The 15,073-nt window shown below is 45.8% G+C and carries 13 protein-coding genes; 3 read left to right on the top strand and 10 right to left on the bottom strand.

The features are described from left to right. Positions 1-74: 74 nt before the first annotated feature. The 5 genes from BW716_RS15980 to BW716_RS15960 all read right to left on the bottom strand — a co-directional run bounded on the left by BW716_RS15980 (position 75) and on the right by BW716_RS15960 (position 5,693). Entirely contained in the window at positions 75-551 is a 477-nt protein-coding gene (locus BW716_RS15980; protein WP_083723764.1) for a hypothetical protein, read from the bottom strand. Positions 552-728: 177 nt separating this feature from the next. Then, the gene (locus BW716_RS15975) at positions 729-1,928 is read right to left on the bottom strand and encodes a pyridoxal phosphate-dependent aminotransferase (protein ID WP_083723762.1); all 1,200 of its coding nucleotides are present in this window, start codon (positions 1,926-1,928) and stop codon (positions 729-731) included. 103 nt (positions 1,929-2,031) lie between these two features. Beyond that, a complete protein-coding gene (locus BW716_RS15970) occupies positions 2,032-3,660 on the bottom strand; it encodes a S8 family peptidase (RefSeq protein ID WP_179091159.1) in 1,629 nt (542 codons plus the stop codon). Between the two features lie 58 nt (positions 3,661-3,718). Further along, a complete protein-coding gene (locus tag BW716_RS15965) occupies positions 3,719-4,432 on the bottom strand; it encodes a DUF4397 domain-containing protein (protein ID WP_083723758.1) in 714 nt (237 codons plus the stop codon). 40 nt (positions 4,433-4,472) lie between these two features. After that, positions 4,473-5,693 (bottom strand): serine hydrolase, encoded by a 1,221-nt coding sequence (locus tag BW716_RS15960; protein ID WP_143708869.1) that lies wholly within the window; start codon positions 5,691-5,693, stop codon positions 4,473-4,475. A 220-nt stretch (positions 5,694-5,913) separates the two neighbouring features. Between BW716_RS15960 and secDF the strand changes: the two genes are divergently transcribed. Further along, the gene (gene secDF, locus BW716_RS15955; protein ID WP_083723754.1) at positions 5,914-9,114 is read left to right on the top strand and encodes a protein translocase subunit SecDF; all 3,201 of its coding nucleotides are present in this window, start codon (positions 5,914-5,916) and stop codon (positions 9,112-9,114) included. 277 nt (positions 9,115-9,391) lie between these two features. Beyond that, a complete protein-coding gene (locus BW716_RS36155) occupies positions 9,392-9,517 on the top strand; it encodes an alanyl-tRNA synthetase (RefSeq protein ID WP_143708868.1) in 126 nt (41 codons plus the stop codon). 80 nt (positions 9,518-9,597) lie between these two features. Here the strand turns inward: BW716_RS36155 and BW716_RS15945 are convergent, their stop codons facing one another. Beyond that, on the bottom strand, positions 9,598-10,692 hold the full coding sequence (locus tag BW716_RS15945) for a glycoside hydrolase family 5 protein (protein ID WP_083723750.1): 1,095 nt from the start codon (positions 10,690-10,692) through the stop codon (positions 9,598-9,600). 25 nt (positions 10,693-10,717) lie between these two features. Then, positions 10,718-12,094: a DEAD/DEAH box helicase gene (locus tag BW716_RS39000; RefSeq protein ID WP_368677478.1), complete on the bottom strand. Its 1,377-nt coding sequence runs from the start codon at positions 12,092-12,094 to the stop codon at positions 10,718-10,720. 112 nt (positions 12,095-12,206) lie between these two features. Here BW716_RS39000 and BW716_RS38995 point away from each other — a divergent pair, with 112 nt between their 5' ends. Beyond that, on the top strand, positions 12,207-12,395 hold the full coding sequence (locus BW716_RS38995) for an SWIM zinc finger family protein (RefSeq protein WP_368677477.1): 189 nt from the start codon (positions 12,207-12,209) through the stop codon (positions 12,393-12,395). 1,191 nt (positions 12,396-13,586) lie between these two features. On the opposite strand, the gene coaE is transcribed toward BW716_RS38995, so the two are convergent. The 3 genes from coaE to BW716_RS15925 all read right to left on the bottom strand — a co-directional run bounded on the left by coaE (position 13,587) and on the right by BW716_RS15925 (position 15,072). Next, complete coding sequence (gene coaE, locus BW716_RS15935) at positions 13,587-14,180, bottom strand: dephospho-CoA kinase (RefSeq protein ID WP_083723744.1); 594 nt, start codon at positions 14,178-14,180, stop codon at positions 13,587-13,589. A 73-nt stretch (positions 14,181-14,253) separates the two neighbouring features. Then, positions 14,254-14,598, bottom strand: coding sequence for a preprotein translocase subunit YajC (gene yajC / locus BW716_RS15930; protein WP_235643737.1), 345 nt, complete (start codon positions 14,596-14,598; stop codon positions 14,254-14,256). A gap of 42 nt (positions 14,599-14,640) precedes the next feature. After that, positions 14,641-15,072, bottom strand: coding sequence for a DUF1573 domain-containing protein (locus BW716_RS15925; protein ID WP_083723740.1), 432 nt, complete (start codon positions 15,070-15,072; stop codon positions 14,641-14,643). Between the last annotated feature and the right edge of the window lies 1 nt (position 15,073).

Below are 15,073 nucleotides of genomic sequence, written 5' to 3'. Positions count from 1 at the left end.
ACTATTTTCAAAGAAAAAGGAGGTGTATCATACTTTTGATACACCTCCTTTTCGATTTTCAGTATCCTCTTTTGTTAGAATAACTTGCGGGCTTCGGCATTCACGATCTGCGCGGTCATTTCGGCAGGGGATGATTCAGCTTGCAGGAATACTTCCAGAATATGTTTATTAAGATCCATCGCGGTGGCCTCGGCCGGGAGCTGACTGGCAACCTGGTTGATGATCGTGATGGTTTGTTCTTTCAGTGTTTTTACGGCTTCCCAGGCGATTGCAGAGACGTAGATCTGCTGGGTGACGTTGTGGTCGAATTCAGCTTTGATAGTGTGAATCAGGCCCACCTGCATGTCTGTAGCACCGAGGCCGGGTTGGTATACACGGCTGATCAGGTTCTGCAGGTTGATGCGGTCTACCAGCAAAGCCATTCTTTCATAGGCTTGTAATTGGAGGGGGAGGACTGCCGGGTCGCTGCTGCGTTTTTCAGAAACAGGTGCGGCGGTGACAGGTGTTACCTCCTTGTCTTTAGGTTTTAGGAACATATCCTTCAAGGTCATATATAGAATAGTTAGAATGCCAAGTCCAAGTACGATAAAGAGGGCTTGCTGAGATGTCATACCCATGTATAATAATTGTTTGCAGGTGCAAATATATAAATAATAATGTGCAGATGTAGTGGCGAAAAAAAAGCTTTTGCCGATTTGGCAAAAGCTTTTCTATAGGAAATGAATTATTTAGGCCAGTTTTTCCAGACCTGCTTTCAAACGCTTCATCCCTTCCTGGAGCTTCTCCATAGAAGCGGCATAAGAAATTCGGATGGCATTTGGCTGCTGGAAGGCAGAACCTGTTACAAATGTTACGTTCGCTTTGTGCAGCAGGTACATACACAGATCATCTGCATTGTTCACTTCTACACCGTCGTAAGACTTGCCAAAGAAGCTGCTTACATCCGGGAACATATAGAAGGCGCCGTCCGGGTTGATCAGTTTCAAACCTGGCATCTGGCTCATTTGTTCAAATACAAATGCTCTTCTTTTGGTGAACTCTGCCAGCATTTCATCAGCAGAATCTTTCGGACCATTCAGTGCTGCCACTGCTGCTTTTTGTGTGATAGAGCAGGTTGCAGAAGTGAACTGGCTTTGCATATTCTCCGCCGCTTTTGCTACTGCTGCAGGTGCAGCCAGGTAGCCTAAACGCCATCCTGTCATCGCAAAGCCTTTACTCAGACCATTGATGATAATCGTGCGTTCTTTCATTCCCTCGAACTGTGCTATGCTTTCGTGCTTACCTACATAGTTGATGTATTCATAGATCTCATCAGCCATCACGTAGATACCAGGATATTTGGCAAATACATCGGCCAGTGCTTTCAGCTCTTCTTTACTATATACAGATCCGGTAGGATTGCAGGGAGAAGAGAACATGAACAACTTTGTTTTTGGCGTAATAGCCGCTTCCAGTTGTGCAGGGGTGATCTTGAATTTATTTTCAATACTGCATGGTACGAACACAACCGTACCCTGACAGAGTTTTACTAATTCTGAATAAGTGACCCAATAGGGGGTAGGGATAATGACCTCATCACCGGGGTTGATTACACTCAGCACTGCGTTGGCAATACTTTGCTTGGCACCTGTCGATACCACAATCTGTTCCGGCAGATATTCCAGATTGTTATCGCGTTGCAGTTTCTTCACTACTGCCGCTCGCAGATCTGCAATACCAGCTACGGGTGTGTAATGCGTAAAGCCTTCATCGATGGCTTTTTTTGCTGCCTCCCTGATGTGGGTTGGCGTGTCAAAGTCAGGTTCGCCAATACTCAGATCCACAATGTCTATGCCCTGTGCTTTCAACTCGCGGCTCAACTTCGCCATCTTGATCGTTTGTGGCTCAGAGATCCTTGACAGCCTTTCTGCTAATTCCAAATGCTTCATAACAAAAATGTTTAGTAGGTGCGCGACCAGCAACAAACCTACAATAATTTTGTAACTGATAGTGGAAGAAATCTGTGATCGTAGTTAGGAGGAGCGGAAATACTTAACGTTTTAGTAGCTTCACCACGGCCTTGTCCCTGCCCTTTTGCGCCCTTAAATAATATATACCGGCAGGTAATGCTGAAAAGTCAGCAGGCCATTCATAGTAATAATAATCTGTAGCAGGGGTAAAGTTTGTTGTCCTGATCCTGCGGCCGTTATTGTCAAACAGCGCCAGTTCCACCTTTTGACCTGCATTTACATGTACAAATGTTTTGATCTCATTTGTAAAAGGATTGGGGATTGCTTTCAGCCAGCTGTGCTGAAACTGTAAAGTATCATTCGATAAAGTACTGGCTAGTAAGGTATTGTAAGCTATCTGATAGTTGGGAATACCATATCCCATATCATTGTCTGGAGAGCTATACTGGCTGCTACTGGCCTTGACAGCATTGATCACTTCCTGGTTCGTACTGTTAGGGAATGCCTGCCATAAGCATGCGGTGAGACCCGCTATGACTGGTGTGGCAAAGGATGTACCATCGCCTAGTGTAAGTATGCCGTCTGGTCGTACGATCTGACTATTTTTGCCGACAGATACCACATCTGGTTTGATACGGCCATCGGCGGTGGGGCCACGGCCGCTGAAGTCGGCCAGATCACCTTCGGGGCTGACTGCGCCTACCGTCAGAATATTATCTGCATCAGCGGGTGTCAATATATAATGCCAGTCATTCGCACCTTCATTGCCTGCGGCAATGACGACGATCATTCCCTTTGCAGCAGCCAAAGCGGCGGCACGGGCAATGATGGTCGTTTTTCCATCCAGATCTGCATAAGTATGATTATAAACAGGATCGTCAAATGTATTGTAACCAAGAGAGGAGGAGATGAGATCAGCACCCAGACTGTCTGCATATTCAGCCGCAGCTACCCAGTTATTTTCTTCAATGGGTTTTTCCCAGTCTGTTTCTTCTGTACGGAGCAGGATGTAACCTGCTTCCGGTGCGGATCCGATCATCTCATCGGGGAGGTTGGATGCCATGATGGAGAGAACCTCCGTTCCATGTTCGCCATAGTCGTATACGTTAGCAGCGGCCTTGACAAAATCCCAGGTGCTGATGATATTGGTACTGGTAAAAGCACGGTTTACATTCACAGAAGGGAAACCATTGTCAATAACGGCAATGATCATGTTCTGTCCTTTATAATTGTGGTCATGCAGGGTGATGGCATTATGTAGTTCCATCTGCCAATGAGCGCCACCGTAAGTACCGGTGCCTGACAGTTTCGTGCTTTTGCCGTTGGCCGCAATGGTTTTTCGTAGCGCGGATTTACGGCCTTCAGTACTGGTTTTTTCCACAAAGGAGAAGGATTGAATTTTTCTCAGGGCGGTGGTATCAGTAGTCTGAATGATGACCTGATTAAACCAGCGGGAAGTATACAATATATTTACATTTCCGGCAGCAGCAATGCTGTCACGGTAGGTTGGAGATACCGGCAGGTCTGTACTGTCTATGGAAAGGTGTTGTTTTGTTCTGCGTGCAATTGCTTTGGCAGTAAGGAATTGGGAGGGTTGATCGAGGGACCAGGTAGTGTTGGCTTTATCGCGCAACTGGATAATATAGCGTGGAGTCTGGGCCTTAATAAAGGAATAGGATAGCAGGAATATTATCAGGATAGTTAGCCTCATGGGGCTAAGATATAGTAAAAAACCCGCTTCTGCCAATGACAGAAGCGGGTAAATTCTATTAATAATAGTTCTTGATATATCCAACATAAGGAGCCAGTGTACCACTGGTGACATTGGCATCGCCTGTGAGGAAGATGGTGTATACACCACCTGAAGTCAGTTGGGTAGAAGAAGAATTATTAGTTGCTACAATTGTTTCCGTACCTGCTTTCTTGATGGTGATAGAAGTCGCAGTGGATACGGTGGTCAGTGCCTTGAACACAGAACTTGGTCTGGACAGGGAGAATGTTCTGTTGCTGTCAATTTTAGTTGTGTTCAGGTATACGTCAACCGCACCGATGTTAGGTGATAAGTTCCAGAAGCGGATATTCAGGTTGCTGTTGCTAGCACCTTCGAAATCGTCTTCGATCGGATAGAACACAGGTGAGGTAGAATCACCGAATGCTACCAGGGTGTAGTAGGTCAGCGAATCGTAGTTGGCAGCGCTGGTAGACACCACTGTAGTGCTGGTTGCATATCTTTTCAGGTCGAAAAGGTGGTAGCCACCGTAGGCCTGGTAGTTGTAACCTGCAAATCCTGTGGAGATGCTGTCCTTAACTTTGGTAGAGTTGTCATAGAAGTCCAGTTTTGCAGCACTTGTGATACCATTGATCACAACGAAAGCAGCGACTGGTCTTGAAGGAGTTGTGTTTTCAGTTTTCAAACATGCGGTAAACCCTGTTACCATTGCTAAAAGGGCCGCTACTGCCCATAAACGTTTACTTGTTGCCATTTCACTCACTTGTTTAATATAGAATTAGAACTTGGTATTTTCAAAAGATTTTATTGGAATAGTCAATTTTGAACCGGGACAGGTCGGGACGATATATCCGCGGCCGTTGGCGCTCATAATTATAAATAAGCTCGCCTAAGGCCTGCATGAAAGGTTCGCCTATCTGTTTGAACTGGTAATTTTCGTCGGAAAGGATTCCAGTGTTGTCATTTACATAAACGGTTGTAGATAACATAAATTCAATCCGGTGGGCAAAGTCTGCTATATAGGCCACGTCTGTTAATGTGCCATATGCCCATCCTGGTTTATTAAAGCTGCGTACATTACCACTGATATTGTTGTTTTTCTCTGCACCAAACAACAGAAACTTCACGTAATTATGATGAAACGCTGCCGAATCAAAAGTTGGTTGCTCCGATTCTTCCGGCTGTGCTGACATGCAGTGGTATAAAAATCCATAGTCGCCATCATTTAAACGGAAACGTTGTGATTTTGTTACAAGATCAGGAAAAATAATACTTTTTAAAATATTGTGCAGGTCTGCCAGGCAGATCCTGTTTTTCTCCGAGGCATCCATTGGGGTTTCGACCAGTTCATTTTGTTCATTATAGTATGCCTTCCCCATCTGGTCGTGTCTGGGGGAGAAGGTGAGGGCGCTGTATAGACCAGGTTGCTGGTAGATGACCTTTTTGCCCCTGCGAAAAGTAATGGGGTTGGTATACCGGTTTTTTTCGGGTGAAATACCGGAGACTCCCACCCGGTGTCTGACCTGTGCCCCGGGGTACCCTTTGGCCCAGAGACTTTTATTAAAGGCTTCCTGACCGATAAATTCATAGAGCCGGTTGAAGGCATCGTTGTCACTGACCAGCAATATCTTTTTAATATAATTACCGATGGAGGGGAATCCGGAAGGGGAGGAGGCATCTGTGAGGGCGGCCGGGGTAGCGCCGGGCATACTTCCGGTGAACATGGGAGTATGGCGGTCCAGGCCCTGGATAGAAAGGTTATTCAGTTTTTCCAGGGCGAGGGCGGTGGCGGCCAGTTTTATGGTAGAGGCGGGGTAGAAATAGGTGTTTTTGTCCAATCTATAGGTGAAATCTGTGCAATGGGGGGTGTTTTGCGCATCCCGGTCGATCCTGGTATAAATAATCTGCAGCCGGTACTTTTCCGGATTGGCAAAAACCCGTCCAAGGCGGGCTGTCTGTGTATTTAGCAGGGAATCTAAAAAAGAGTCTTGGGGAAGGTAATTGGAGGTTTGCATATTTTTATTAGTATTGCAGCCTGCAAGGTATAGTATCAACCAGATAGAAAAGCATTGGCACACACTTAGAGAAGACTAAATAAGGGCAAAAAACTCCGGTTTAAGAGTTGAAAACCAATATTTTCCACCTTTTTCCTTTTCTGAGTTTCTCCGGCTTTAATATATCAATTTAAATTCTATCTTTGCAACTCTTAAAAATTTTTTATAAACCCGAAACAATATGCAACTTAAAGGACTGGTTAGATTTTTTGCCGGTGCATTGATCCTTATCTCTGTGTATTACTTGTCTTTCACGTTTCTGGTCCGCAGCTACGAGAGCAAGGTAGACCTGCAAGCCAAAAACGACGTCTTAAAGGCGAACAAAAGTGCTGTGGAGAAGTATCCAAACAGTAAAGAGCAACAGGCTTTTTATCAGGATACACTGACTGATCTGATAAAAGTAAGGAGACAAAGGATACTGGATAGCACCAGCAATCAACAGATCGCGGGTTTTCCCTGGTACATAACCTATACTAAAGCCAAGGAAAGAGAGCTGAACCTTGGGCTTGACCTCCAGGGAGGTATGAACGTAGTGCTCGATGTGAGCGTGGAAGATGTGATTCGTTCGCTGAGCGGTCACTCGACTGATGCAGCTTTTAACCAGGCGCTGAGGAATGCAGCGGAAGCAAAAAAGACCAGCCAGTCGGATTTTGTAACATTGTTCGGGCAGGAATACCAGAAGGTAGCTCCTAACGGTCGTCTGGCAACCATTTTTGCCAACGCTTATCAGAAAGACATCAATTTCAACACCTCTAACGCGGACGTTCTGAAAGTGATCCGTAGCGAAGCAGGTGCTGCAATTAAAAATACTTACCTCGTACTGCAAAAACGTATTGACAAGTTTGGGGTAGCTTCTCCAAACATCAGTCTGGACGAAAGCAAAGGTATTATCTCCGTAGAACTGGCTGGGGTAGACAACCCTGATCGTGTAAGGAAATACCTGCAGGCGAGTGCGAACCTGGAGTTCCGCGAAGTGTACAGAAACGACGCTGACTTCTTTAACAATGTACTGGTGAAGATGAACGAAGCACTGAAAAATGTTTCCACCACTAAACCAGCCACTGTTGACACGGCTGCTACCGCAGCTACTGCAGTAGCTACTGCAAAAGCTGGCAAAGCTGCTGCTGATACTTCTAAAGAAGGTAGCCTGGCTAGCTTCATGAACGATTCTGCAAAAGATAAGAACGGTAAAGTTGACTCTGCCAAGCTGATGGCGAACGCAGAAAAGGAATTCCTGAAGTCTAACCCACTGTTTGGCATTCTGCATCCGAACGTTTCACAGGAAGGTCCATATCCTAGTGCTACTATCGGTAGGATTCTACCCTCTGACACCGCTACCTTCAAAGCTTACCTGACATTGCCTGCGGTGAAAGCCGTAATGCCTAAAGATCTGGTATTTGCTTTTGGTCCTGAAAATAAAACAGACCGCCATGGTGTGATCGAAGTATTTGGTCTGAAAATCAATCCAGCTAACCCAGCTCCACGTGTAAGCGGTGAAAGAGTTGTAGATGCTAAACAGGATTTCGACCAGAATGGTAATGCTGAGATCAGCATGACTATGGATAACGTAGGTGCGAGAGAATGGAAAAAGCTGACCGGCGAACTAGCTCCTAAAGGTGGCGCAGAAGACGATCGCAGCAACCTGAACTATGTAGCGGTGGTACTGGATAGCATCGTTTACACAGCTCCTTCAATTATTAATGAAATTCCTGGAGGTCACTCCCAGATCACCGGTAGCTTTACCGTTGAAGAGGCGAAAGACCTTGCAAATATCCTGAAGTCAGGTAAAATGCCTGCTCCGGCTAAAATTGTTCAGGAGCAGATTGTCGGACCAACCCTGGGTGCTGAATCTATCGCAGCTGGTGCTAAATCCTTCATCATCTCCTTCATCGTGATCTTCGTACTGATGCTGGTATATTATAATACTGCTGGTATCGTTGCAAACATCGCGTTGGTACTGAACCTGCTGTTCACCTTCGGTATTCTTGCTTCGCTAGGTGCGACGCTAACGATGCCTGGTATAGCCGGTCTGGTACTGACTGTAGGTATGGCCGTGGATACGAACGTAATCATCTTTGAACGTATCAAGGACGAACTGGTGCATGGCAGAACTTACCAACAGGCTGTGGAACATGGTTACAGGCGTTCTTATGCGCCTGTACTGGATGGTCACATCACCTCCCTGCTCACCGCAATTATCCTGTTCTACTTCGGTTTAGGTCCTGTACTGGGCTTTGCTACCACTCAAATCATCGGTCTGTTATTGTCCCTGTTCTGTGGTATCATGATCTCCCGTATTGTAACTGATTACTATACCAACAAGAAACGTCACTTCGAATATTTCACCCCGATTTCCAGGAAGATCTTCAAGCATGCTACTTTTGACTTCGTAGGTAAGAGAAAGTATGCTTATGTGATCTCTGGTATCATGATCCTGCTGGGTGCCTCTTCCTTCATTCACGGTTTCCGTCACGGAGTTGACTTTGATGGTGGTCGTAGCTTCACTGTTCGTTTCGAACAGCCAATGAAGACCGAAGAAGTACGTGGCGTACTGGAAAAAGAATTTGGTACAGAGCCGTATGTGAAAACTATCGGTAACACTAACCAGCTGAACATTACTACCAACTATAAGATCAACGAACAGAGTCCTGAAGTTGATAAGGAAGTAACTGAGAAACTGTACAATGGTTTGAAGAAATTCTATGATAATAATGTGACTTATGAAGTATTCTCTTCACCTCGTTACATCGTAGCTTCCCAGACAGTATCACCAACCATCTCTGATGACCTGCGTGCAGGTGCGGTGAAAGCGACGATCCTGTCCCTGATAGTGATCTTCCTGTACATCCTGTTACGTTTCAACAAGTGGCAATATTCTATCGGTACACTCTTCTCCCTGTTGCATGACGTGATGGTAACATTGGCGGTATTCTCTTATTGCCATAATCTCGTTCCGTTCCCACTGGAAGTTGACCAGCACTTCATTGCGGCGATACTAACGGTGATAGGTTTCTCAATGAATGATACCGTGATCGTATTTGACCGTATCCGTGAGTACTTCCGCAGTGGTCAGATGAAGGGTCAGTCAAGAGACAGCATCATCAACAAGGCGATCAACGATACACTGAGCCGTACAGTAATGACGTCTCTGACAGTATTCCTGACTATCCTGATCCTCTTCATCTTTGGTGGTGAGGTAACCCGTGGTTTCGCATTTGCGATGCTGATTGGTGTGATAACCGGTACTTACTCATCTATCTTCGTAGCTGCACCGGTTTTGGTGGACTTCGACAAAAAGAATGAGTTAGCTAATGAAAGCGAAGCAATTCCTGTAAAAGATGCAGATAAGAAAGGCTTAGCTGGCGCAGCTGTTAAGAAATAGTGTTCAATTAAATGTTTGATATATAAGAGCCCTTCGGTGTAACCGAGGGGCTTTTTATTTGGTAGAGATGCTTGCGGGGAGGCGAGGAGGTGGCGCTTCTTTTGGGTGGGTAGGTTTGGTGACAGGACTGCAGGGAGGAAATTTTTCTTTTGGGGGAGTGGGGGATATTTTTCAGAGTGAGCCGGAGCAAGGCTTTTTTCTTACCTATTGGGGTATAGATAAAAGCGATGTTGCTCTTTTGGGGGAGTATATTATTTTGCATGTAAATAGTTTACTTATGGCAATAGCAACAGCAAAAAATACCTGGGTAAAGTGGATCAGGAGGGTAGGAATCTGGGGCTTCCTGTTCTTTTTGGTGAAGGGGTTGGTGTGGCTGGCGTTGGCGTATTGGATTGTGAAGTAGGGGTAGATTTAAATTTGGATATAGTCATTTCTTTAAAAGAAAAACGGTTTTGTCGTCAGACAAAACCGTTTAAAAAATCTTTATTCCTTAGTGAGTAATTTGAGTAGTTTATCATCCTCACTACCATCATCTGCCATTATCCCAAAATCTCCTTTATATGTCCACACTGTCCATGAGAGAGTGTTTTTATCCAGTGCCTTTTTCATATCCTTGTACCAACGCATCCTGTCTTTTCTGGGGGTCAGACTTGTACAGCCCCATTCTCCACATATAAGCGGCACTTTAAACTTCTTTGCTACTCTGGCTACTGTTGCTATCTGATCTGCTATAATATCTTCATTATAATCCTGCGTACTACCTGCCAGCAGATTTCTGATAGTGGCCGGTTGCTGGTTCAGTTCTTTGGCAGTGATTGTCGCACCGGGATAATGAACCGGTCCGCTGTAATCCTGCTGTCTGCTGCCATTATAACGGTAATGGGTAAAGTAAACGGGTTCGTAATAGTGAAAGTTGAGTATAATGTGATTGTCTCCTTCAGGTAGTTTCAGCTGTGAAAACGTGCTGTAACTGCCATTCTGGTTACTACTTACTACTATCACTCTTTTAGGATCAATTTCACGGATGGCTTTGATCGCTTTTGCCAGCAGATCATTCCATTGTGCTGCACTATCTGCTGCAGGATTACTGAGTAACTCATATGCTACCAGGTTTGTTGGATATTTTTTCAGCTCCAGCGCCAGTTCTTTCCATATGTCAATAAAACGATCCTGTTCATCATCATCGCTCCACAGGCGGTGTCCCTTCAGTATATTCAGGTCAATAATTACACGCAGCTTGTTTGTTTTACACCAGCCAATGGCAGCATGTATATACTTAAAAGCATCTGCATATTTCTCGTTCTTATAGTTCCACAGCTCACCTTCATCTATAGGTATACGCAGGTGGTCGAAACCTTTTTGTGCGAGTAAGACCACATCCTGCTCACCAAAAAAATCTACCTGTGCCGTACCGTTACGGCCATTGGATTCTGATAGCCAGTAACCAATATTTACCCCTTTCTGAATATTAAAGCCTTCAGGGAATTTCGGTGGCGCCCCTTGCTGGGCACGAACCGTGAATGAAGTGGCAAAGAACGCCACCATAAGCATGATAATAGACCTGGAGTTATTTAACATACTACAAATTTCGAAAATAATTTTATTAACTAAACAAAAATGCCACATCATCTTCCGTCAGTTTTTTCACAAAGCCGGTATCTTCACTGATCAGATCATCTGCAATCATCTTTTTCCGTTGTTGTAAGGCAAGAATCTTTTCTTCCACGCTGTCTTTACAGATCATCTTGTAGGCAAACACTTTGTTCTGCTGGCCGATACGGTGAGTACGGTCTATGGCTTGTTGCTCAGCGGCCGGGTTCCACCATGGATCTACCAGGTACACATAGTCAGCTGCCGTCAGCGTCAAACCTACACCACCTGCCTTGAGACTGATCAGGAATACCCGCATTTCCTCTTGCTGCTGGAATTGGTTCACCAGTTGTTGGCGGTTTTCTGCTTTTGTACTACCATCCAGATAGAGGAATTTCAGTCCTTCCTGCTCCATTGCTTTCGCTATGAGCTGCAGCATGCCGGTGAACTGTGAGAAGACCAATACCTTGTGCGCACCGGTGTTTTCACTGATTTCGCGCATCAGCTCATCCAGTTTAACAGAATGAGTGATATGCGATTCAGATTCCACCAGCTGAGGCGCATTGCATACCTGCCGCAGACGGGTCAGACCTTCCAGTACATAAATCGTGCTAGCTGCGATTCCCTGTTCCTGGATGCGGTTTAACACCTTCTCTTTGTACAGATCGCGGATGCGATTGTATGCCTGTCGCTGCTCATCGCCCATTTCACACCACATAATGATCTCAGTCTTGTCCGGCAGGTCCTGGGCTATTTGTTCCTTAGTTCGTCTTAAGAGGAATGGGTAGATGAGGCGGCGTAACTGACCTGCTTTTTCAGCATCTGAATATTTATCAATAGGCATGGCAAATTCAGTGCGGAAGAATGCCTGGTTGCCCAACAATCCCGGGTTGGCAAAGTTCATTTGCGCATAGAGGTCCATGGTATTGTTTTGGATAGGCGTACCGCTCAGGATGAGGCGGTTGCGCGATTGCAGTACCTGCAGGGCCTTTGTGGTCTGTGAAGCAGGGTTTTTGATTACCTGGCTTTCATCGAGCACAATATAGCCGAACACTTGACGGGCAAAGATATCCTGGTCGCTACGTACGGTGCCATAGCTGGTAATAATCAGATCATAACCAGCGGGATCGTATTGCCGGTTACCGCCATGGTAGACGGCGTATTTTAGGTCGGGCGCGAATTTCTTCAGTTCACTTTCCCAGTTATAAATAAGGGAAGTAGGGCATACAACCAGGTGTGTTTCACCGGGGTATTTATTAGAGAGGTGTTGTAAAAAAGTGATGGTCTGCAAGGTCTTACCCAAACCCATATCATCTGCGAGACAGCCACCCCAGCGCATGGCATCGAGAAGACACATCCACTCAAAACCAGCCTGCTGGTAATTACGCAGTTGTGCCTGAATAGAGGTTGGTACAGGGAAATCTTTACCTGGCTGGGCCTGCAGCTGTTGTAGCCGTTGCAGGGTATCTTCTGAATGATTGCCCTGCAGTATCTCCTGTGCGATGGTAAAATGCAGGCGGGAGAGTTTCAGTTTGTCTTTCTGTACCTGTCCCAGTTTCCAGAGCAGGTCATATTTATGCAGCCATTCTTCGGGGATCACACCTATGGTACCATCTTTCAGTAATAGGTGTGGTTGCTTGTGCACCAACGCTTTCTGCAGGTCTACCAATGCAACGGGAATATCGCCGTAGTGGATTTTGATTTCAAGATCAAAGGCATCTTTATCATCGCCGCTCCATTGAATATCCATCACAGGTACATTGGTATTGTACCTGAAATGTTGTAACTGATCCATGCCATATACGCCAATGTTCCGGTCGGTGAGTTTACGATAGCACTTTACAAACCACTGGTTTTTTTCTGCATCTGCAAACGGCAGGTAGAAATAACCGTTTCGCTGTTGTGCAAAGCGGGCATGCAAGGAACGGATGAAGGTGATGATCTCTTTTTCTTCATCCAGGTGTCTTTTGATCTCGAATTGCGTATCGCCTTCCGTGCGAAGTACGACTTTGTCGGGTGAATCGTCGAGGGTAAATTGTCCGTACTGCCATTGCGGCGTGAGTACGAGAAAAGATTTATTCAGTTCACTGAGCCATATGTTGCAGGTGGGGGTGACATCGATCACATCCTTATCCAGCAGAATACTTTTATTGACAGGGAATAATTCGCTGAGGGGTTCAACTATCTGTTGGAGGAAAGCGCCTTCCTCGCCGGGTATAGCATCGATGTAGCCACCGGAGAATTTTGCCAGGGCATTGGCACTGGCAGGCGGTAATATAAAGAGTTCCCCGCGGCTGCGCAGTAAGAAGCCATAGTGCTCAAAGCCGGAGAGTGGAAAAGACTGGTTATTGATATTGACGAAGGCCACCATGCGGATAACGCCATCATCGCCCTGCACGAGTTCAAAGGAGAGGGAAGGCGTATAGTTATTGACAGTAGCGGGCCGGGTATGTTTTATCAGCATGCTTTCGTCAGTGATCATGGTATACCAGGGCAATACAGGAGTGAGGGGGCGCAGTTGTTGTAAGGTATGATATAGGTATTGCTGCATTCCTTCCTGTACGTACTGCTGTAAGGTCAGTTCTCTCACGGGGGACTCTCTGAATTTATCTTTCAGTTGCAGTTCCTTGTACAGCATGGCTTCCTGTGTGCAGGGGTGCAGCAGGTGTTGAACGCCGGCAGGCAGGGTATTAAATATGGACAGGGATTTTTTATCATGCAGGGGCATTCGCTGACAGGTACGGCCACCGGCATCTTCTTTCAATAAACCGGCGTTGATCTTAATAGGTTCCGGGTGATTACTTTGCAGTTCCAGCAGCAGAACGGGTGTAGCTTTAGACGAATTGACGGTTTTCCCCATGCAGATATTTTAAGGTGAATGATTAGGCGCCTGCCAGTTCCAGCAATTTAGCATGGATGGCGAGTACCTGAGGTATGACCATCTGTTGTTCATCATTGTGAATGACATCGTCACACAATTTCATTTTGATGGGTTCTTCGATTTGTTTGTACATACGTGCCAGCACATCTTCGCGGGAGACGTTGTCACGTTTCATGACCCTCAGAATGCGCATTGGCTGAGGGGCGGTCACGCCAATGATCCTATCCAGGTAGGCGAAGGAACCTGATTCGAAGAGGAGTGCAGCTTCCTTAATAATATAAGGGGCTTGCTGTTTGTCGGCCCATTCTTCGCTATGCCGGATGGTGGCGGGGTGTACGAGGGAGTTGAGCAGTTCCAGTTTGTCTTTGTCGTTAAAGACAATTTTGCCCAGGGCTGCGCGTTGCAGCTGGCCGTTTTCGTCGTACATGTCTTCGCCGAAGTGTTGAATGATACTGGCTTTGAGGAGCGAGTCAGTATGCATGATCTCTTTAGCGGCATCGTCCGCATAGTACACGGGGATACCAAGCAGGGAGAAGACCTTGCATACAGTACTCTTGCCTGAGCCGATGCCTCCTGTAATACCTATTTTTAGCATATGTCCAAAGATCAAAAAAAATCCCAAACTCCGGTAAAGGAATTTGGGACCTGTCATCCTTTCGGATGTAGAATTATTTAGCAGCTGGTTCAGCAGCTTTCTGCTGAGCAGTGGTATATTCCATTGAGATTGCAGAACGTTCGATAGTGAGGTAAGTACCTGCGCTAACTTCGATCTTAACGGTATTGTTATCATTGAATTTATTGATCTTACCGTGGATACCAGCAATGGTAACGATTTTATCACCTTCTCTCAGGTTAGAGATAAAATCTTTCTGTGCTTTAGCTTTTTTTGTCTGAGGACGGATCATGAATAACCACATCACCAGGATCATACCACCAAAAAACAGCAGCTGCACCATACCACCGCTACCGCCCTGGGTTCCACCTGGAGCACCCATCAGTAAAATGTTAAGCATGTTTGTGTACATCGTAAATGTTTGTATTTGTTGTTAAGTTTATTATTGTTTTACCACAGTACAAATGATCGTTGGGCCTTGCACCAGCTTTGGGGTGGTATTGGCATGTAGTACGATCTGCTTTGTCGTGAAGCCGGACTTACCTGCGCTGTTGAATGCTACTTTGAGATAGCTGCTTTTTCCTGCCTGGATTGGTTCTTTTGGCCAATCGGGGATGGTACAGCCACAGCTGGAGGTAGCGTCAGTAATGACCAGCGGCGCATCGCCAGTGTTTGTAAATTTGAATGAGTACTCTACTTTTTCACCTTCCACGACATTACCGAAGCTATGTTCCATTTCTTCGAAAGAGATGGTGGGCGTACCTTTTTTAATCTCGGTAACGGGTGTACCGGCCCCTTTTTTACTGCTTTGATTATTGCCGCAGGCTCCCAGGAGGAGGGTACTGCAGGCTAGCAGGTAGAATACCTTCTTCATA

The organism is [Flexibacter] sp. ATCC 35208, assembly GCF_001975825.1.
Classification (GTDB): domain Bacteria; phylum Bacteroidota; class Bacteroidia; order Chitinophagales; family Chitinophagaceae; genus Chitinophaga.
Note: the sequence above shows the minus strand (reverse complement) of the source record. Positions and strands in the feature narration are given on the sequence as shown.

What these genes read in the sequence shown, in the direction of transcription:
- BW716_RS15980 (WP_083723764.1), bottom strand. Translation starts at nt 551, where the DNA reads ATGACCTTGAAGGATATGTTCCTAAAACCTAAAGACAAGGAGGTAACA.
- BW716_RS15975 (WP_083723762.1), bottom strand. Translation starts at nt 1,928, where the DNA reads ATGAAGCATTTGGAATTAGCAGAAAGGCTGTCAAGGATCTCTGAGCCA.
- BW716_RS15970 (WP_179091159.1), bottom strand. Translation starts at nt 3,660, where the DNA reads ATGAGGCTAACTATCCTGATAATATTCCTGCTATCCTATTCCTTTATT.
- BW716_RS15965 (WP_083723758.1), bottom strand. Translation starts at nt 4,432, where the DNA reads ATGGCAACAAGTAAACGTTTATGGGCAGTAGCGGCCCTTTTAGCAATG.
- BW716_RS15960 (WP_143708869.1), bottom strand. Translation starts at nt 5,693, where the DNA reads ATGCAAACCTCCAATTACCTTCCCCAAGACTCTTTTTTAGATTCCCTG.
- secDF (WP_083723754.1), top strand. Translation starts at nt 5,914, where the DNA reads ATGCAACTTAAAGGACTGGTTAGATTTTTTGCCGGTGCATTGATCCTT.
- BW716_RS36155 (WP_143708868.1), top strand. Translation starts at nt 9,392, where the DNA reads ATGGCAATAGCAACAGCAAAAAATACCTGGGTAAAGTGGATCAGGAGG.
- BW716_RS15945 (WP_083723750.1), bottom strand. Translation starts at nt 10,692, where the DNA reads ATGTTAAATAACTCCAGGTCTATTATCATGCTTATGGTGGCGTTCTTT.
- BW716_RS38995 (WP_368677477.1), top strand. Translation starts at nt 12,207, where the DNA reads ATGGTAAAATGCAGGCGGGAGAGTTTCAGTTTGTCTTTCTGTACCTGT.
- coaE (WP_083723744.1), bottom strand. Translation starts at nt 14,180, where the DNA reads ATGCTAAAAATAGGTATTACAGGAGGCATCGGCTCAGGCAAGAGTACT.
- yajC (WP_235643737.1), bottom strand. Translation starts at nt 14,598, where the DNA reads ATGCTTAACATTTTACTGATGGGTGCTCCAGGTGGAACCCAGGGCGGT.
- BW716_RS15925 (WP_083723740.1), bottom strand. Translation starts at nt 15,072, where the DNA reads ATGAAGAAGGTATTCTACCTGCTAGCCTGCAGTACCCTCCTCCTGGGA.